The sequence below is a fragment of the Halomonas sp. 7T genome (genome assembly GCF_025643255.1).
In the GTDB taxonomy this organism is placed as follows: Bacteria; Pseudomonadota; Gammaproteobacteria; order Pseudomonadales; family Halomonadaceae; genus Vreelandella.
In genome coordinates, this window is the sequence record NZ_CP087112.1 from 2592085 (window position 1) to 2611340 (window position 19256).

Here is a 19256-nt window from a genome sequence, read left to right on the forward strand (position 1 = left end):
CGCAGGTTATGCCTTGATTATATGGCGGTGAAGTCGCCTACTAGCCACTAATTACCCCTTCAGAGTGCGCCCCAGCGCAGGAGATGCAACATGTCAGCGCGTATTGCCACGGTAAGCCGTGACACCAACGAAACGCAGATTACGGTCAGCGTCAACCTTGACGGTGAAGGCCGCCTCCGCTGTGAAACAGGCGTCCCGTTTCTTGACCACATGCTTGACCAAGTGGCGCGGCATGGAATGGTAGATCTCGATATTCAGGCCAACGGGGATCTGCATATTGATGATCACCATACCGTTGAAGACCTGGGCATTACCCTAGGCCAAGCCTTTCACCAAGCAATCGGTGATAAGCGTGGCATTTATCGCTACGGACACGCCTATGTGCCGTTAGATGAAGCACTTTCGCGGGTGGTGATCGATTTTTCTGGCCGACCAGGCCTTTTCATGAATGTCGACTTTACTCGAGATACCATTGGCCGCATGGAGACCCAGCTCTTCTGGGAGTTCTTCCAAGGCTTCGTCAACCATGCTCGTGTCACGCTGCATATCGACAATCTAAAAGGCTTTAATGCTCACCACCAGGCTGAAACTATTTTCAAAGCCTTTGGGCGAGCGCTGCGTATGGCGGTGGCAGAAGACCCACGCATGGCGGGCCAAATGCCGTCGACCAAGGGAAGTTTATAAGGAGCGCTTCATGACCATTGCGGTAATCGATTATGGAATGGGCAACCTGCACTCGGTGGCCAAGGCGCTTGAACACGTCACCCACGAAAATGTCGTTATCACTCGCGACCCGCGGCGGATTCTTGGCGCCACTCGCTTGGTACTCCCCGGCCAGGGCGCGATTCGCGACTGTGTGGGCGAGCTTGAGCGCACTGAACTGCGCGGTTTAGTTGACGATATTCTAAGCCGCCAAGCCAAACCTTTACTGGGCATCTGCGTGGGCCAGCAGATGTTGATGGAGCGCAGCGAAGAGAACGGCGGCGTAGACTGCCTGGGCTTTTTTCAAGGTAGCGTTGACCGTTTCCCCGCCAATATGCGCGACGAGCATGATCAGCGCTTGAAAGTGCCTCATATGGGCTGGAACCTGGTGGCCCAGCATCATGAGCACCCACTGTGGGAAGGTATTGACGATAACGAGCACTTCTATTTTGTACACAGCTACTACGTCAATGCGGCGGACGATGCACAAGTGTTCGGTACCACCCAGTACGGTAAGGTTAATGCCCACGTAGCGATTGGCCGCGATACTACCTTTGCCGTGCAGTTCCACCCGGAAAAAAGCTCCCGTGCAGGCCTTCGTCTGTTGGAAAATTTTGTCACCTGGACGCCCTAAGAGGTTTCATTATGTTGGTAATTCCCGCGATTGATCTCAAAGACGGCCAGTGTGTGCGCTTAAAGCAAGGCCGTATGGAGGACTCAACCTCCTACGGCGACGACCCCGTAGCAATGGCTGCCCGCTGGGTGGAAGCGGGGGCACGACGCCTGCACTTGGTTGACCTAAACGGTGCCTTTGAAGGCAAACCGGTTAACGGCGATGCGGTGACGGCCATTGCCCGCGCCTACCCCCAGCTGTCTATTCAAATTGGCGGTGGTATTCGCACGGCAGAGACCATTGAGCACTACCTGAGCGCCGGTGTTTCTTACGTAATTATCGGCACCAAGGCGGTCAAAGAGCCTGCGTTTGTCAGCGAGATGTGCCGAGCCTTCCCCGGCCATATTATTGTGGGCTTAGATGCAAAAGATGGCTATGTGGCCACCGACGGCTGGGCGGAAGTCTCCACTATTAAAGCGACAGAGCTGGCCAAACGCTTTGCCAACGACGGCGTTTCCAGCATCGTCTATACCGATATTGCGCGTGACGGCATGATGCAAGGCGTTAACGTTGAAGCGACCGCCGCACTTGCCCGCGACGGTGGCTTACCAGTCATTGCGTCTGGTGGCGTGACTAACCTGGATGACATTCACGCGCTGTGCAACGTGGCCGATAGCGGTATCTTAGGCGCCATCACTGGCCGTGCCATTTATGAGGGCAGCCTGGATGTAGCCGAGGCTCAGCGCTTAAGTGATCAACTGACGGGAGGCCACCAATGAGTTTAGCCAAGCGCATCATTCCCTGCCTGGATGTGGATGCCGGGCGCGTGGTGAAAGGCGTGAACTTTATTGGCATTCGCGATGCAGGTGACCCCGTTGAGATTGCTCAGCGCTACAACCTGCAAGGCGCTGATGAAATTACGTTTTTAGACATTACCGCCAGCCATGAAGATCGTGCCACCACGGTAGATATGGTGGAGCGTATCGCAGGCGAGGTATTTATCCCCCTCACTGTCGGCGGCGGCATCCGTACCTGTGACGATATTCGCACCATGCTGAACGCAGGCGCCGACAAAGTCTCAATCAATACCGCCGCGGTGACCAACCCAGAATTTGTTCGCGAAGCCGCCGAGCGCTTTGGCAGCCAGTGCATTGTGGTGGCGATTGATGCCAAAAAGGTCTCCAAAGACGGCGAACCGGACCGTTGGGAAATTTTTACCCATGGCGGACGGCGACCTACTGGGCTGGATGCCGTTGAGTGGGCCAAAAAGATGGTCGACTTTGGCGCAGGCGAACTGTTGCTCACTAGCATGGATCGCGATGGCACCAAGATTGGCTTTGACCTGGGCGTTACTCATGCGATTTCCGAAGCGGTGAGCGTTCCGGTGATTGCGTCAGGCGGGGTAGGCAATTTAGATCATCTCGTAGACGGCGTGCTCAAAGGCGGTGCTGATGCGGTACTCGCAGCCAGCATTTTTCACTTTGGCGAGCACACTATTCCAGAAGCAAAACGCTATATGGCGGAACGCGGCATCGAAATGCGGCTCTAGGAGTTTGTCATGCCCCGCGTTTATCCATGGATAGGAGGATGGGTAGGGATTTGGTTGAGCGCATCTGCTTCCGCCTTTTCTCTGCCCGACTGGCCCCCCGAACTGGAGCTTGATCACACCCTGGTACAAACCAGTCTATTAACCCGCCATTTTTCTCCCGACCCAGAGCATACGAATCAGCAAAACTTAGTCAGTATTGAACTGCATAACCCGGATGATTGGCTCGTCGGAGCCGCCTGGTTTAAAAACTCCTTCGACCAGCCAACGTGGTATTTTTATGCGGGTCGAGAATTTCCCCTAGGGCAGCTAGAGGACGCTATCAATGTGCGCGCTAAACTTACAGGCGGATTACTACGCGGCTATAAGGGCGAATATCGCGATAAAATCCCCTTTAACCAATATGGAGTTGCGCCCGCTTTGTTGCCTAGCATTGGCCTGCAGTGGGGGCCTTTTGAGTCGGATCTTATCGTTTTTGGCACGGCTGGTATGATGATAACGGCAGGCTGGCGCTTTTAGTGAACCGGCTACTCGTCCTCTTCATCAAGCGACAGTCCTAGGTTACTGATGCCGCCGTTGCGGCCCAACTGGCGAATCTCTTTCAATGAGGCTTTGGTGATGGGTTCGCTTACGGCATCGAGCACCGCATCCTGATAGTCGTTCTCGTCGGCCATTAGCGGGTGGTCACGAGTAATCAGTGCAAGCGCCTGGGCATCCTCTTCACCTTCAGTAAGCTCTATAAAGGCGCGCACCCCAGCCCGCGAGGTACGGCTAACATCCAGTACGGCCTCAACGGATTCGCCCTGCAGGGTATCCAGCAGTGCAGACACCGAGACGACAGCGTCTAGCGCACGTCGTGCACCAAAGCTATCGTCCTCTTCGGGAGGCTCACATTCGGCGAGCTTCTCTGCTTGGCGGGCGAAGTCGATACTCGCATTAGGCACACTGAGCCGCTCCCATACTAAACTAAGCACTGTACGCAAGGTGTGGCTATCGCCATGGCCCGTGGTTTGCTCGTACAGCGCATAATTGGGCAATAGCCGTTCACAAAGTGCGGCCATAAAAGCTTGTTGAGCGGGCAGCGGCAAGAGTTGCAGACGCTGATAAAATCCAAGAGGTTTAGCCACCATGCTGATTTCCTGATTCACTATATTGGTGAAATGAACGCGATACGTTATCGTCATATAGTTGCGGTGGAAAAACTCACCGCCGTTGATTTGCCGGCCGTCGAGGAGATTATCATGCATATTCATCTGCTACAGCACGGCCCTGAACACGGTCCCGCCCGTTTAACCGACTGGCTAGAGAGCATGGGCCATAGTTACACCGTTTTTCATCTCTATGAAGGCGAGCTTACGCCTCGTTTAGGTGAATGCGATGCGCTAATTGTACTCGATGGCCCAGAGCAGTTGTTAAATGAGCCTCCCCGTTGGTTTAAAGCTGAGAATAAACTGATCAATCGCTATTTGGATGGCCAAAAGCCCCTGTTAGGGATCGGCTTGGGAGCGCTTTGGACAGCAGAGGCGCTAGGAGCGGTAGTGGCGCCAGGCACCTACCCTGAAACGGGTTGGCACCAGATCACTCTGGCGCCAGAGAGTAGCATTGACTTGCCTGATCAGTTCGAGGCGTTTCTGTGGCATCGCTATGTATTCAGCCTGCCGGATGAGGCGCTGCCCTTAGGGGGTAGCGCGGCGGCACCGCTACAGGGGTTCTCATGGGATGCCGGTCGGGTGGTGGGTCTGCTCTGCCATTTAGAGGTCACACGCGCCAGCGTAGAAGCACTGCTTGAACATGCTCAGCGCCCACAGCCAAGAAGCGGAGCGACTGGCTATTTTATCCAAACTGACCAACAAATATTTGAAGATCCCACCCGCTTTCTACGCTTAGCACCTCTGCTTGATCGCGTCATGACGCAGTGGCTGAAAGCCGCCTAATCACTCGTTTCAACCGACTCAGCACCTTACTACGCTACTCCCCACTGCTTAGCGGCTTCTAAACAGCTCTCCCAGTCCCCCACATGCAGCTCGACAGGAGAGCTGCCGCGTTTTTTTTCAAGGTGATAACGATAAAGGGGGTCGTAATACTCGGTGAGCAGTGGGGCCAACCACGCTTCGTGCGCCTGAATATTGCCGGCGGCATGGGCTTGGAAGGCCATGGCCTGCAGGCGCTGTAGGCGCTGCAAGCGGGCATTTCCCAGACGCTTTGCCAGCCGATCTAAGGCATTAGCTAGCTGGCGCTGCATGCGCTGCCAGCCCTCCTGCGGGCCAAATCGGTCGGCGTAGCCCTGCTCTAGCGCTTCAATATAATCGCGGCGCAGTTGATCAAGCCGCCAATCCAACGGCATTTCGATGCGAATACGCGGCGCACGCTGTAACGCATGCCAAAAATCGAGCGGAATGTTGGCATGGCCTATCTGGCGAGACTCATCTTCCAGCACAAGCTTACCCATCTGGCCTATCAAGCGTTGGCCCAGCGCGTGCTCAAAGTCGATTTGTGTGGTGGGATCATCCGGCTGACGTCCAAACGCAGAGCCTTTATGATTGGCGCAGGCTTCTAAATCAATCCCATTAGGCAGTTGGCTAATCAGCTGCGTTTTAGCGCAGCCTGTCAGCCCTGCCACCACCAACATGGGTTGACGAGCGGCGTCATCAATCCGCTGGCAAAGCCGCTGGCGCAACGCTTTCCAACCGCCCTCAATACGCGGCCGATGCAGCCCCGCATCGGCAAGCCACTGCTGAGCAATTTGTGAGCGCAGGCCACCACGAAAGCAGTAAATAATTGCATCCGGGTACTGAGCTAAATATCGCTGCCACGCGGCAACACGCGCTTGCTTTACGTTACCGCTGACTAATTGCTCACCGAGTGCGATGGCAGCCTGCTGTCCTCGCTGCTTGTAGGCAATGCCCACCTGGTGGCGCTCTTCATCCACCATTAACGGTAAGTTGACGGCCCCTGGCAGGCTGCCTTGGGCAAACTCTACAGGGGCGCGCACATCAATCAGCGGCGTTTGTGCTGCAATCATTTCAAGAGAGGCAGGCGTGGTCGGCAGGGTCATCCAATCATCTCTATCAGCGCTTCGCCTTGCGTCGCTTTCATTTCACCAAAGGGAGTCAGCGTTAGGCCATACTCACGGCCAATGCGCTCCACATCATCCTCCCAAGCGGGGTCGACGCTAATCAATAGCCCGCCGGAGGTTTGCGGGTCGCACAGCCACTGCCAGTGAGCTTCGTCCATCGCGGGTAGCATGGCACCTAAGGCGTCACGGTTACGCAGCGTGCCGCCGGGCACTGCCCCCTGGCGGCGATAGCCTTCCGCCTCAGCAAGCCGTGGCAAGCGGCGAAAATCAACATGGGCCATCACGCCGCTGGCACTGCACATCTCGGTTAAATGGCCGGCTAAGCCAAAGCCTGTGACATCGGTCATCGCATTGACGCCCTTCACCTTGGCTAAATCAATGCCAATGCTGTTGGCCTTGAGCATCGTTTTGCGGGCGAGCCCGTGGTGCCCTGCTTCTAACAAGCCGCGCTTTTCAGCGGTGGTCAATAGTCCAACGCCCAACGGCTTGGTGAGAAACAGCAGATCGCCGGGTTTGGCTTGGCTATTGAGCTTTAAGTGCTCAAGATCAATCAGCCCATTAACGGCTAGGCCAAACATTGGCTCTGGAGCATCGATGGAATGGCCTCCTGCCAGGGCAACCCCTAGCTCTCGGCAGACGGCCTGGGCACCCGCTATGACATCTCCGGCAATTTCGGGGCTGAGCTTATCCAAGGGCCAGCCTAAAATACCCAGTGCCATGACCGGCGTACCGCCCATGGCGTACACATCACTAATGGCGTTGGTCGCGGCGATACGACCAAAATCAAAGGGATCATCAACAATAGGCATAAAGAAGTCGGTCGTTGCAATCATGCCTCGACCATCCCCCAAGTCATACACGGCGGCATCTTCACGTCCTTGGTTACCTACAATGAGTCGCTTATTGCAAGCCCCTGGCCCAGCCTTCGCCAGGATACTATCCAGTACATCAGGAGCGATTTTGCAGCCGCAGCCTGCTCCGTGGCTATATTGGGTTAACCGAATCGTACTCATGATGCCTCTCCTTATTCTTTTGCTTAATCCGTATCTTACTGAAGGCCACTACTAATAAGGCTGTCACATTTAGCATAGCTTACGCTACAGCGCTTCTAGGGCATCGCTCAATTTATCGACAGGGATTACCTCCATACCTTTAGGTGCCTGCTTAGGTGCATTCGCCCGTGGGACAATAGCGCGCAAAAAGCCGTGCTTGGCAGCCTCTGCAATACGCTCTTGGCCGCTGGGCACTGGGCGTATCTCACCGGAAAGGCCCACTTCACCAAACACGACTAGCTCTTTGGGCAGCGCACGGTTCTGCAAACTGGAAACTACCGCCAGTAGAACAGCAAGGTCGGCACTGGTTTCCAATACTTTGACACCACCCACCACGTTGAGAAAGACGTCTTGGTCGCCCGTAAACAGCCCGCCATGACGATTAAGAACGGCTAACAGCATGGCTAAACGGTTTTGATCCACCCCTACGGCAACTCGGCGGGGATTGCCCAAGGCCGACTCGTCCACCAGCGCCTGTACTTCAACCAAAATAGGCCGGGTGCCTTCCCACACCACCATCACCAAGCTACCCGGCGCTTGCTGCTCCGGGCGAGAAAGAAAGATTGCACTGGGGTTTTTTACTTCTTTTAGGCCTTGCTCAAGCATGGCGAACACACCCAGCTCGTTCACTGCACCAAAACGGTTTTTTTGCCCCCTCAGAGTCCGAAAGCGTGAGTCGGCACCGCCTTCCAGCAGCAGCGAAGCATCAATCATATGCTCAAGTACTTTGGGCCCAGCGAGCGTGCCATCCTTGGTGACGTGGCCCACGAGTAGCAGTACGGTATTAGTTTGCTTAGCAAAGCGAGTAAGCGCAGCAGCGGATTCACGCACCTGGGCCACGCCACCCGGCGCTGAACTAATATCTTCCAGATGCATGGTTTGAATGGAGTCGATCACTAATATTTCGGGCTTTTCACGACCGGCAACGGCCAAAATCGTTTCGACGCTAGTTTCAGCCAGCATTTGCAGCCCGTTAGTAGGTAACTGCAGACGGTGTGCCCGCATGGCCACCTGGGAAAGTGACTCTTCCCCTGTGACATATAAAATACGGCGCTGTTGAGCCAGTTTGCAGGCCGTTTGAAGCAGCAGTGTGGATTTACCCGCCCCAGGATTGCCCCCCAGCAGCACTGCAGAGCCAGGCACCAAACCACCGCCCAAGACACGATCAAACTCGGCAAAGGTTGATGACAAGCGAGGCACTTCGCTGAGATCCACATTGCTTAGATCGACGACGTCTCGGGATAAGTCACCCGCGTAACCGCTTCTGCCTGTGGCAGCACCGCTACCAGGCCGCGCGCTGGCCAAACGAATCTCGCTTAGCGTATTCCACTCCTGGCAGCTGCTGCATTGGCCCTGCCACTTTCGATACTCAGCACCGCACTCGGTGCATACAAAGGCACTTTTCGCTTTCGCCACCGCCTCGTTGCTCCCATCGCATTCATTACAAGCAGAAAAACAAAAGGCGGCCAGTGGCCGCCTTTGCGCGTTACGAGTGTGTTATTGACGCTGCAGTTGCAGCATCTCGCCGTTTTCAAAACGACGGCGCTCAGGATCGATCAGCTCAAGCGTGCGCTCATCGATACGCTGGAAGTAGTAGATCTGACCGTCGCCGTTTGGCGTTAGCTCATATACCGTGGCATCTGGGTCAGAGGGGGTTCCGGTCAGCACTTCCCAGTTACCGGCATAGTTTTCATCTGGCGGTGTTTGAGGGTGATTACGGTAAGTGGCATCCAGCGTGAATGTACGCTCTTCGGGGGCGCTCATTTCTTCGCCTACCAACGTGACATCCAGGTCAATACCGTCACAGTTACGACAAGGCAGGGTGCCCTGATAGTTAGCCTGTGATGCGGTCATGCCTGCATCTTCGCGCTGATCTGTTGGGCCAGCGGCACAGCCCGCCAACAGTGCCAACATAGCCGAGCCGGCTAGCAAACTCCTGAATTGCATGGGGTGTCTCCTTATCGTGTTGGACATACTTTTTTCGCGCGCTTATGACAGCATAACCGCTACAAGGTGCAACGCACACCCCCGGCCAGGTTAGATAAGAGGCTGCGGTGCTTCCAAGAGCAGAATACTTGCGCTCTGACAGCCGTCAGGCGACCATGGTGTTATCACCGCTAGGATAATCAGGTTACCCTTATGAGCCAATACTGGAGTCCTGCCGTTAGGGCTTTAACCCCTTACGTGCCAGGCGAGCAGCCCCGTGAACGCGTTATTAAACTCAACACCAACGAGAACCCTTACCCACCTGCTCCCGGCGTCAGCCAGGCACTGCGCGAGTATGCCACTGATCACCTGCGCCTTTATCCTGATCCCACCTCAAAAGCGCTGCGCGAAGTCCTCGCTACGACCTATGGCGTAAGTCTAGAGGAAACATTCGTTGGTAATGGCTCGGATGAAGTACTGGCCTTTGCCTTCCAAGCTTTTTTCTGCCATGACGCACCACTGGACGTGCCCTCCATTACTTATAGTTTTTATCCAGTGTATGCCAATCTGTACGGCGTGGCATTGCGCAAGCATTCGCTCAATGACCAATGGGAAGTCGATATAGAAGCACTTGGCAACGCTTCTGAGCGTAGCGGCGTTATTTTTGCCAATCCCAATGCTCCCACAGGCCATGCTCACTCGTTAGCGAGCATCGAGGCACTGCTGCAGCGTGTGACGGATCGCGTGGTGTTAGTGGATGAGGCGTACGTGGACTTTGGCGCTGAGAGCGCGGTGGCACTGGTTGGCCGCTACCCGAATTTGCTGGTCACGGGCACCTTTTCTAAATCCCGAAGCCTGGCTGGCCTGCGTTTAGGCTATGCCATTGGCTCACCTGAGCTAATTGAAGGTCTGCAGCGGGTGAAGGACTCGTTTAACTCCTACCCGGTAGATAGCCTAGCCAGTGTGGTCGGCATAGAAGCACTCAAAGATACGCAGCACTTTAATGCCTGCCGAGATAACGTCATTACCACCCGAGAGCGCACCCGCCAGCGCCTGGAAGGGTTAGGTTTTGAGGTACTGCCCTCTAAAGCCAACTTTCTGCTGGCTCAACATCCACAGTTTGCAGGAGCCCAGCTGTTTGCAGGCCTGCGTGAACGCGGCATCTTAGTGCGCCACTTCAATACCGACCTCCTCAACAACTTCCTGCGCATTTCTATTGGCACTGATGACGAGATGGATAGCTTTATTGAAGCCTTAGAAGCCCTGTGCGGCTGATGGCTCATTCAGCTCTCTAAAGCCTAAAAGTAAAAACCCAGCCATTTGACTGGGTTTTTGTTAGATACAACTTTGTCTGTTGTTCTTTTAGGCTATCAGTCTTTCAAACAATACTGATAGCGCGCCTTTTCGAGCACGCAACAAAAAACCCAGCCGGTTGGCTGGGTTCTTTGCGGTATAAGTGCCTGACGATGACCTACTCTCGCATGGGGAGACCCCACACTACCATCGGCGCTAAGCGGTTTCACTGCTGAGTTCGGCAAGGGATCAGGTGGTTCACGCTCGCTATGGTCGTCAGGCGTAACTTGTCATGTACATCATGCTGTGTCGTCGTTGACGTGTTTTGTGATCGTCTCTTGTCAGCAAGCGGCGTGGCTTGCCGCTGCGTATCCGGTGTTCGTTATCACTGCGACCAGACCCCTTGGGTGTTATAGGGTCAAGCCTCACGGGCCATTAGTACACGTTAGCTCAACGCCTTGCAGCGCTTCCACACCGTGCCTATCAACCAGCTGGTCTCGCTGGGCCCTTTAGGAGGCTCAAGGCCTCGGGGATGTCTCATCTTGAAGGGGGCTTCCCGCTTAGATGCTTTCAGCGGTTATCCTGTCCGACCATAGCTACCCGGCAATGCCACTGGCGTGACAACCGGAACACCAGAGGGTCGTCCACTCCGGTCCTCTCGTACTAGGAGCAGCTCTTCTCAAACATCCAACGCCCACGGCAGATAGGGACCGAACTGTCTCACGACGTTCTAAACCCAGCTCGCGTACCACTTTAAATGGCGAACAGCCATACCCTTGGGACCGACTTCAGCCCCAGGATGTGATGAGCCGACATCGAGGTGCCAAACACCGCCGTCGATGTGAACTCTTGGGCGGTATCAGCCTGTTATCCCCGGAGTACCTTTTATCCGTTGAGCGATGGCCCTTCCATACAGAACCACCGGATCACTAGAACCTGCTTTCGCACCTGCTCGACGTGTCTGTCTCGCAGTCAAGCACCCTTATGCTCTTGCACTCACTGCACGATGTCCGACCGTGCTGAGGGTACCTTCGTGCTCCTCCGTTACTCTTTGGGAGGAGACCGCCCCAGTCAAACTACCCACCACACACTGTCCTCGATCCGGATAACGGACCTGAGTGAGAACGCCAATGATGCCAGGCTGGTATTTCAAGGTTGGCTCCACTCGAACTGGCGTCCGGGTTTCAAAGCCTCCCAGCTATCCTACACAGGCAACATCAGCGTCCAGTGTGAAGCTATAGTAAAGGTTCACGGGGTCTTTCCGTCTAGCCGCGGGTACACCGCATCTTCACGGCGATTTCAATTTCACTGAGTCTCGGGTGGAGACAGCGTGGCCATCATTACGCCATTCGTGCAGGTCGGAACTTACCCGACAAGGAATTTCGCTACCTTAGGACCGTTATAGTTACGGCCGCCGTTTACCGGGGCTTCAATCAAGAGCTTCGCCTTACGGCTAACACCATCATTTAACCTTCCGGCACCGGGCAGGCGTCACACCCTATACGTCCTCTTACGAGTTAGCAGAGTGCTGTGTTTTTACTAAACAGTTGCAGCCACCTGGTATCTTCGACCGGTTCGGGCTGAGAGAGCAAGTCTCGTCACCCTACGCCGGCGTGCCTTCTCCCGAAGTTACGGCACCATTTTGCCTAGTTCCTTCACCCGAGTTCTCTCAAGCGCCTTGGGATTCTCACCCTGACCACCTGTGTCGGTTTGGGGTACGGTCGCACATGATCTGAAGCTTAGAGGCTTTTCCTGGAAGCGTGGCATTGATGACTTCGACACCGTGGTGTCTTCGTCTCGTGTCTCGGCCTTAAAGGGTCCCGGATTTACCTAAGACCCCAGCCTACTCACTTTCACCAGGACAACCAACGCCTGGCTCACCTAGCCTTCTCCGTCCCCCCATCGCAATCATGTCCGGTACGGGAATATTGACCCGTTTCCCATCGACTACGCCTTTCGGCCTCGCCTTAGGGGCCGACTCACTCTGCTCCGATTAGCGTCGAACAGAAACCCTTGGTCTTCCGGCGAGGGAGTTTTTCACTCCCTTTATCGTTACTCATGTCAGCATTCGCACTCGTGATACCTCCAGCGAACTTCTCAATTCACCTTCATCGGCTTACACGACGCTCCTCTACCGCGCATTCCTAAGAATGCACCCGTAGCTTCGGTACCTGGTTTAGCCCCGTTACATCTTCCGCGCAGGCCGACTCGACTAGTGAGCTATTACGCTTTCTTTAAAGGATGGCTGCTTCTAAGCCAACCTCCTAGCTGTCTGAGCCTTCCCACATCGTTTCCCACTTAACCAGGATTTGGGGACCTTAGCTGACGGTCTGGGTTGTTTCCCTTTTCACGACGGACGTTAGCACCCGCCGTGTGTCTCCCACGCTCGCACTCACCGGTATTCGGAGTTTGCCTCGGGTTGGTAAGTCGGGATGACCCCCTAGCCGAAACAGTGCTCTACCCCCGGCGGTGATACGTGAGGCGCTACCTAAATAGCTTTCGAGGAGAACCAGCTATCTCCGAGCTTGATTAGCCTTTCACTCCGATCCACAAGTCATCCAAATCTTTTTCAACAGATCCTGGTTCGGGCCTCCAATTGATGTTACTCAATCTTCACCCTGCTCATGGATAGATCGCTCGGTTTCGGGTCTATATCCAGCGACTGTGTCGCCCAGTTAAGACTCGGTTTCCCTACGGCTCCCCTAAACGGTTAACCTCGCCACTGAATATAAGTCGCTGACCCATTATACAAAAGGTACGCAGTCACAGAACAAGTCTGCTCCTACTGCTTGTACGCACACGGTTTCAGGATCTATTTCACTCCCCTCTCCGGGGTTCTTTTCGCCTTTCCCTCACGGTACTGGTTCACTATCGGTCAGCCAGGAGTATTTAGCCTTGGAGGATGGTCCCCCCGTCTTCAGTCAAGGTTTCTCGTGCCCCGACCTACTCGATTTCACATGATCAGATTTTCGACTACGGGGCTATCACCCGCTACGGCCACGCTTCCCAGCGTGTTCGCCTAATCAGTCTCATGCTTAAGGGCTGGTCCCCGTTCGCTCGCCGCTACTAGGGGAATCTCGGTTGATTTCTTTTCCTCAGGGTACTTAGATGTTTCAGTTCCCCTGGTTCGCCTCTTACGCCTATGTATTCAGCGCAAGATACTCAGCTTATGCTGAGTGGGTTTCCCCATTCAGAAATGCCCGGGTCACAGGTTGTTTGCCACCTCGCCGAGCCTTATCGCAGGCTACCACGTCTTTCATCGCCTCTGGCTGCCTAGGCATCCACCGTGTGCGCTTCATTGCTTGACCCTATAACCCGAAGGAGTCTGGGATTCACAATGATAACGATTGCCGGATACGCTTGAGACGTATCACAAAACAATTTACGTATAAACACTTCTTAGAAGTGTTTATGTCAGCATGATATACATTGTTAAAGAGCAGCTGTTCAATGAACAGTGATAAAGCAGTGCGTTAAAACACAGTGACTTATCAGTGGTCACAAAACATTCACAAACGGTCGTTAAGGTACTATAAAACGATACATATAAAACAGTACGTAATGGTGGAGCCAAGCGGGATCGAACCGCTGACCTCCTGCGTGCAAGGCAGGCGCTCTCCCAGCTGAGCTATGGCCCCATCGTTTTTGCTGACCTTACCTCTTGCCATTAATTTCTGTGAGACAAGGTAAAATGCAATGACGTATAGCCTGCTATACGAGGAGCATTTTAACGTAGTATCGCAGGAATTTGGTGGGTCTGGGCAGACTTGAACTGCCGACCTCACCCTTATCAGGGGTGCGCTCTAACCAACTGAGCTACAGACCCAAGAGGGGATCGTGCTTAAACCGTTTGCTCTACTATCTGATCAGGTAATTCATTGTGAGCGCTTACCGCGAGGATGATGCATCGTTTAAGGAGGTGATCCAGCCGCAGGTTCCCCTACGGCTACCTTGTTACGACTTCACCCCAGTCATGAACCACACCGTGGTGATCGCCCTCTTGCGTTAGGCTAACCACTTCTGGTGCAGTCCACTCCCATGGTGTGACGGGCGGTGTGTACAAGGCCCGGGAACGTATTCACCGTGACATTCTGATTCACGATTACTAGCGATTCCGACTTCACGGAGTCGAGTTGCAGACTCCGATCCGGACTGAGACCGGCTTTTCGGGATTAGCTCACTCTCGCGAGTTGGCAACCCTTTGTACCGGCCATTGTAGCACGTGTGTAGCCCTACTCGTAAGGGCCATGATGACTTGACGTCGTCCCCACCTTCCTCCGGTTTGTCACCGGCAGTCTCCTTAGAGTTCCCGGCATTACCCGCTGGCAAATAAGGACAAGGGTTGCGCTCGTTACGGGACTTAACCCAACATTTCACAACACGAGCTGACGACAGCCATGCAGCACCTGTCTCTGCGTTCCCGAAGGCACCAAGTGATCTCTCACAAGTTCGCAGGATGTCAAGAGTAGGTAAGGTTCTTCGCGTTGCATCGAATTAAACCACATGCTCCACCGCTTGTGCGGGCCCCCGTCAATTCATTTGAGTTTTAACCTTGCGGCCGTACTCCCCAGGCGGTCGACTTATCGCGTTAACTTCGCCACAAAGTGCGCTAGGCACCCAACGGCTGGTCGACATCGTTTACGGCGTGGACTACCAGGGTATCTAATCCTGTTTGCTACCCACGCTTTCGCACCTCAGTGTCAGTGTCAGTCCAGAAGGCCGCCTTCGCCACTGGTATTCCTCCCGATCTCTACGCATTTCACCGCTACACCGGGAATTCTACCTTCCTCTCCTGCACTCTAGCTTGACAGTTCCGGATGCCGTTCCCAGGTTGAGCCCGGGGCTTTCACAACCGGCTTATCAAGCCACCTACGCGCGCTTTACGCCCAGTAATTCCGATTAACGCTTGCACCCTCCGTATTACCGCGGCTGCTGGCACGGAGTTAGCCGGTGCTTCTTCTGCGAGTGATGTCTTTCCTAGGGGGTATTAACCCCTAGGCGTTCTTCCTCGCTGAAAGTGCTTTACAACCCGAGGGCCTTCTTCACACACGCGGCATGGCTGGATCAGGGTTGCCCCCATTGTCCAATATTCCCCACTGCTGCCTCCCGTAGGAGTTCGGGCCGTGTCTCAGTCCCGATGTGGCTGATCATCCTCTCAGACCAGCTACGGATCGTTGCCTTGGTGAGCCATTACCTCACCAACTAGCTAATCCGACATAGGCTCATCCAATAGCGGGAGCCGAAGCCCCCTTTCTCCCGTAGGACGTATGCGGTATTAGCCTGGGTTTCCCCAGGTTATCCCCCACTACCGGGCAGATTCCTATGCATTACTCACCCGTCCGCCGCTCGTCAGCATCTAGCAAGCTAGATCTGTTACCGCTCGACTTGCATGTGTTAGGCCTGCCGCCAGCGTTCAATCTGAGCCATGATCAAACTCTTCAGTTTAAAATCATTGTGATGCTTACCTGTCACTCGAAAGCAACAGAAGCGCATCAAACTTGGCTCAAGGTTCAAACGAATTCAAAAGATGTGAACATCTTTCTTGTGCGCCTGCCTTGATATTTGGTGATTTATCACCCTCATCGGCAAGCGCCCACATGAATTACCTGATCAAATTGTTAAAGAGCTGTTTCGCTGTGCTGGCTCGATGACCTGAACCGTGTTGCCTCAGCGAGGAAGGCGTATTCTACGCATTTCCTGGTGATTGTCAACCGCTGTTTTCAGTGACTGAATTCAGCGAACGAGGCGAGCCAAACAACTGCTCTAACCTACTGACAAACCGAAGGTTTTCACCTTCATGCACCGCTGGTAACGCTTGGCGTCCCCGGCAGCGGATGCGTACTTTACGGATTCGCGGCCGGGTTGGCAAGGGCTAATGTGAAAAAGTTTTAAAAGGTTCAGGGCTTAGGTTTTGCCTTACGCATAACGGCGAGTACCGGTCCGGAACATACATAAGCTGCAAACAGCAGCAGCAGCATCACTGAAGGCTCTACTGAAATCATTACGAACCCTAAGACAACCGCCAGCAAAACCACAAAAGGTACGGGTTTCTTGAAGTCCAGATCCTTGAAACTGTAGTAACGGATATTGCTTACCATCAAAATACCGGCAGCTCCTACTACGACTAGCATTAGCAGCTTAAAGCCGAACGCATCGGCATCAAAACTATGAAAGGTCCAAACACTGGCAGCGACTAAGGCAGCCGCGGAGGGGCTTGGCAAACCAATGAACCATTTTTTATCAGCACTGCCGATTTGTACATTGAAACGCGCTAGGCGCAATGCCGCGCAGGCAACGTAAAGAAACGCCACAACCCAGCCTGTTTTGCCGATATCTTGCAAAATCCAAGTGAAAGCGACCAGCGCAGGGGCCATCCCAAACGAGATCATGTCCGCAAGGCTGTCGTACTCCGCGCCAAATTCGCTTTGCGTATTGGTCATGCGCGCAACACGCCCATCTAGGCCGTCCAGCACCATGGCAATGAAAATAGCCACTGCGGCTGACGTGAACTCACCGTTTATCCCGGCTACCACGGCAAAAAAGCCAGAAAAGAGTGCGGAAGTCGTGAACAGATTAGGTAATAGATAGATCCCCTTACGGCGAATCTTCTTGCCATCTTCGACGGCCTCCTCAACAACCTCGGTTTCACGCAAAAATGCGGCAGCGAGATCTTCATTGCCGACAACATCGTCTTTTGACGATGTTTGCTGAGAGGACTCACCGCTGGCCGACGTTTCGGAAAGCTGCGTATTTTCGTGCTCTTGGTCGCGAGCATCCTGGGTCATAAGTGTCATCCATTTGAAGTGAAGTCACATAAACAGTGATCTCTTCTCATTCTACACGGTGACGCCCAGGCAGCCAGCCAATTGCCATGGACGACGAAAAACGCCCCGAGGTAGAACCTCAGGGCGTTAGCAGCTCAGTGAACCGATTAGTTTTTGGACTTATCAACCAACTGATTGGCCGCAATCCAAGGCATCATGCCACGCAGCTTGGCGCCTACCTGCTCGATTTCGTGCTCGGCATTTAGGCGACGACGCGCCGTCATGGACGGATAGTTGGTGTTGCCTTCCTGGATGAACATCTTGGCGTATTCACCGGTCTGGATGCGCTTGAGTGCGTTACGCATGGCAGCACGGGACTCATCATTGATCACTTCAGGGCCGGTCACGTACTCACCATACTCTGCGTTGTTAGAGATGGAGTAGTTCATGTTGGCGATGCCGCCTTCGTACATCAGGTCGACGATCAGCTTAAGCTCGTGAAGACACTCGAAGTACGCCATTTCCGGTGCATAACCCGCTTCCGTCAGGGTTTCAAAACCGGCTTTTACTAGCTCAACCGCACCACCGCAAAGTACCGCTTGCTCGCCAAACAGGTCGGTCTCAGTCTCATCTTTGAAAGTCGTTTCGATGATGCCACTGCGGCCACCACCTACACCGGCAGCATAAGAGAGCGCCAGCTCTTTGGCACTGCCAGACGCATCCTGGTGGATGGCGATCAGATCAGGAATACCACCGCCTTTCACGAACTCAGAGCGAACTGTGTGGCCCGGCGCTTTTGGCGCGATCATGATCACGTCGAGATCTTTACGCGGCTCGATCTGGTTGTAGTGAATGTTGAAGCCATGGGCGAACGCCAGTGTCGCGCCCTCTTTAAGGTTCGGCTCGACTTCTTGCTCGTAGATAGCCTTTTGGTTTTCGTCCGGCGCCAGAATCATGACCACGTCAGCGGTTTTGCACGCTTCCGGTACGCTAGCCACTTTTAAACCAGCCGCTTCTGCTTTGGCAGCGGAAGAGGAGCCTTTGCGCAGCGCGACGGTGACGTCAACGCCAGACTCTTTCAAGTTATTGGCGTGGGCATGACCTTGAGAGCCGTAACCAACGATGGTGACTTTTTTGGCTTGGATCAGGGACAGGTCGCAATCTTTATCGTAATAAACGTGCATGGCGAGACTCCAGAAGTCGGTAATAACAAATTTTTATAGCGTATAGGTCAGCGTTGATGGCCACCCGTGCCGTCTTTTGCAGCACTGGGATTCGGCATTGAGGTAACTCTACGACAGCGCGCCTGTTGCGTAAAACGCTATGTTTGCAACATACTATTTCATATTATGAAATTACGACCGACTTGAAGGTTACTATGGACTTCCGCCTACTTAAACACGTGGTCACCCTGTCCGAGACGCTACATTTTGGCCGCGCTAGCGAGCTTTGCCATATCAGCCCTTCGACGCTTAGCCGCTCTATTCAGCAGGTGGAAACTGAGCTAGGCACTCGCCTGTTTGAGCGGGACAACCGGCATGTGACGCTCACTTCTCAAGGCAGTACGTTCCAACACTACGCCAGAGAGACGCTAGAGCAGTGGGAAACGCAAAAGCGCACACTGGCAGCCACCACGGCGCAGCTGAGCGGCGACATCAGCATTTACTGCTCGGTGACAGCCAGCTACAGCTTTTTGTATGAATTATTAAGCGATGTACGCACACGCCATCCCGGCATTGAACTCAAACTGCATACCGGCGACCCCGCTGACGCCATGTCACGGGTACTAGAAGGCGCAGACGATATGGCGATTACCCCTCGCCCGCGCATTCCGCCTAGCGCATTGGCTTTCAAGTCGCTGACCCGCTCACCGCTGCTGTTTATTGCCCCCACTGCCCCTCATCCGTGGCTCCCGCCTCAACCCGAAAGCTCGACCGCCGCGCAGTGGCAGCACGTGCCGATGATTTTGTCGGAAGCGGGGCTTTCCAGAGAGTTCGCTAATACGTGGTTCAAAGCGATGGGCATTTCACCGCGCATTTATGCCCAGGTAGCAGGACACGAAGCGATCGTGAGCATGGTTGGACTGGGGTTTGGCGTAGGGGTAGTTCCGAAGATAGTGCTAGATAACAGCCCGCTGGCCGAACGCGTGCAAGTGCTCAGTGTAAAGCCCGAGTTACCCCACTACGATGTAGGGCTTTGCGTACTCAATCGGCGGTTAAAAAACCCGATCATTGATGCTTTTTGGGCAGCGGTAAACGCGCGTTAACGCGCTTGATGGCAGGGC

General features: G+C 54.3%; 15 protein-coding genes, 2 tRNA genes and 3 rRNA genes. 8 read left to right on the forward strand and 12 right to left on the reverse strand.

Translation table 11 applies throughout. The annotated features are described in order from the left end of the window. Nucleotides 1-90 precede the first annotated feature (90 nt). Genes hisB through LOS15_RS12125 form a run of 5 tightly spaced genes read left to right on the forward strand, consistent with a single transcriptional unit; the run spans nucleotide 91 to nucleotide 3380 of the window. Nucleotides 91-684 carry an imidazoleglycerol-phosphate dehydratase HisB gene (gene hisB, locus LOS15_RS12105; protein WP_263066228.1) on the forward strand — a complete coding sequence of 198 codons (594 nt, stop codon included), beginning with the start codon at nucleotides 91-93 and terminating at the stop codon, nucleotides 682-684. A gap of 10 nt (nucleotides 685-694) precedes the next feature. Then, complete coding sequence (gene hisH, locus LOS15_RS12110) at nucleotides 695-1336, forward strand: imidazole glycerol phosphate synthase subunit HisH (RefSeq protein ID WP_263066229.1); 642 nt, start codon at nucleotides 695-697, stop codon at nucleotides 1334-1336. An 11-nt stretch (nucleotides 1337-1347) separates the two neighbouring features. Further along, nucleotides 1348-2094, forward strand: coding sequence for a 1-(5-phosphoribosyl)-5-[(5-phosphoribosylamino)methylideneamino]imidazole-4-carboxamide isomerase (gene hisA / locus LOS15_RS12115; protein ID WP_263066230.1), 747 nt, complete (start codon nucleotides 1348-1350; stop codon nucleotides 2092-2094). Continuing rightward, the gene (gene hisF, locus LOS15_RS12120) at nucleotides 2091-2864 is read left to right on the forward strand and encodes an imidazole glycerol phosphate synthase subunit HisF (RefSeq protein ID WP_263066231.1); all 774 of its coding nucleotides are present in this window, start codon (nucleotides 2091-2093) and stop codon (nucleotides 2862-2864) included. Before hisA ends, hisF begins: the two co-directional genes overlap by 4 nt. Before the next feature lie 9 nt (nucleotides 2865-2873). Further along, entirely contained in the window at nucleotides 2874-3380 is a 507-nt protein-coding gene (locus LOS15_RS12125) for a hypothetical protein (RefSeq protein WP_263066232.1), read from the forward strand. A gap of 8 nt (nucleotides 3381-3388) precedes the next feature. Here the strand turns inward: LOS15_RS12125 and LOS15_RS12130 are convergent, their stop codons facing one another. Beyond that, the gene (locus LOS15_RS12130; RefSeq protein WP_263069719.1) at nucleotides 3389-3991 is read right to left on the reverse strand and encodes a YjaG family protein; all 603 of its coding nucleotides are present in this window, start codon (nucleotides 3989-3991) and stop codon (nucleotides 3389-3391) included. Between the two features lie 111 nt (nucleotides 3992-4102). On the opposite strand from LOS15_RS12130, the gene LOS15_RS12135 reads away from it, so the two are divergent. Continuing rightward, the gene (locus tag LOS15_RS12135; RefSeq protein ID WP_263066233.1) at nucleotides 4103-4795 is read left to right on the forward strand and encodes a type 1 glutamine amidotransferase; all 693 of its coding nucleotides are present in this window, start codon (nucleotides 4103-4105) and stop codon (nucleotides 4793-4795) included. 29 nt (nucleotides 4796-4824) lie between these two features. Here the strand turns inward: LOS15_RS12135 and mnmH are convergent, their stop codons facing one another. The 4 genes from mnmH to LOS15_RS12155 all read right to left on the reverse strand — a co-directional run bounded on the left by mnmH (nucleotide 4825) and on the right by LOS15_RS12155 (nucleotide 8936). Further along, nucleotides 4825-5916, reverse strand: a complete 1092-nt coding sequence (gene mnmH, locus LOS15_RS12140) for a tRNA 2-selenouridine(34) synthase MnmH (protein ID WP_263066234.1) — start codon at nucleotides 5914-5916, stop codon at nucleotides 4825-4827. After that, nucleotides 5913-6950 (reverse strand): selenide, water dikinase SelD, encoded by a 1038-nt coding sequence (selD, locus tag LOS15_RS12145; RefSeq protein WP_263066235.1) that lies wholly within the window; start codon nucleotides 6948-6950, stop codon nucleotides 5913-5915. Before selD ends, mnmH begins: the two co-directional genes overlap by 4 nt. 84 nt (nucleotides 6951-7034) lie before the next feature. Further along, nucleotides 7035-8405 (reverse strand): DNA repair protein RadA, encoded by a 1371-nt coding sequence (radA, locus tag LOS15_RS12150; RefSeq protein WP_263066236.1) that lies wholly within the window; start codon nucleotides 8403-8405, stop codon nucleotides 7035-7037. A gap of 81 nt (nucleotides 8406-8486) precedes the next feature. Beyond that, entirely contained in the window at nucleotides 8487-8936 is a 450-nt protein-coding gene (locus LOS15_RS12155) for a copper resistance protein NlpE N-terminal domain-containing protein (protein WP_044630451.1), read from the reverse strand. A gap of 192 nt (nucleotides 8937-9128) precedes the next feature. On the opposite strand from LOS15_RS12155, the gene hisC reads away from it, so the two are divergent. After that, nucleotides 9129-10190 carry a histidinol-phosphate transaminase gene (gene hisC / locus LOS15_RS12160; RefSeq protein WP_263066237.1) on the forward strand — a complete coding sequence of 354 codons (1062 nt, stop codon included), beginning with the start codon at nucleotides 9129-9131 and terminating at the stop codon, nucleotides 10188-10190. A 183-nt stretch (nucleotides 10191-10373) separates the two neighbouring features. Here hisC and rrf read toward each other — a convergent pair. The 7 genes from rrf to ilvC all read right to left on the reverse strand — a co-directional run bounded on the left by rrf (nucleotide 10374) and on the right by ilvC (nucleotide 18156). Further along, nucleotides 10374-10489, reverse strand: a 5S ribosomal RNA gene (rrf, locus tag LOS15_RS12165). A 133-nt stretch (nucleotides 10490-10622) separates the two neighbouring features. After that, nucleotides 10623-13516 (reverse strand): 23S ribosomal RNA (locus LOS15_RS12170). Between the two features lie 254 nt (nucleotides 13517-13770). Then, nucleotides 13771-13846, reverse strand: a tRNA-Ala gene (locus LOS15_RS12175). A gap of 111 nt (nucleotides 13847-13957) precedes the next feature. Beyond that, a tRNA-Ile gene (locus LOS15_RS12180) sits at nucleotides 13958-14034 on the reverse strand. An 86-nt stretch (nucleotides 14035-14120) separates the two neighbouring features. Next, nucleotides 14121-15653: ribosomal RNA gene (locus LOS15_RS12185) — 16S ribosomal RNA — on the reverse strand. Together the 16S, 23S and 5S rRNA genes with 2 tRNA genes alongside form the textbook arrangement of a ribosomal RNA operon. Before the next feature lie 452 nt (nucleotides 15654-16105). Further along, nucleotides 16106-16993, reverse strand: a complete 888-nt coding sequence (gene pssA, locus LOS15_RS12190) for a CDP-diacylglycerol--serine O-phosphatidyltransferase (RefSeq protein ID WP_263066238.1) — start codon at nucleotides 16991-16993, stop codon at nucleotides 16106-16108. Nucleotides 16994-17139: 146 nt separating this feature from the next. Further along, nucleotides 17140-18156, reverse strand: a complete 1017-nt coding sequence (gene ilvC, locus LOS15_RS12195; RefSeq protein ID WP_062362822.1) for a ketol-acid reductoisomerase — start codon at nucleotides 18154-18156, stop codon at nucleotides 17140-17142. Nucleotides 18157-18350: 194 nt separating this feature from the next. Here ilvC and ilvY point away from each other — a divergent pair, with 194 nt between their 5' ends. Beyond that, nucleotides 18351-19238 carry an HTH-type transcriptional activator IlvY gene (gene ilvY, locus LOS15_RS12200; protein ID WP_263066240.1) on the forward strand — a complete coding sequence of 296 codons (888 nt, stop codon included), beginning with the start codon at nucleotides 18351-18353 and terminating at the stop codon, nucleotides 19236-19238. The last annotated feature ends 18 nt before the right edge of the window (nucleotides 19239-19256 follow it).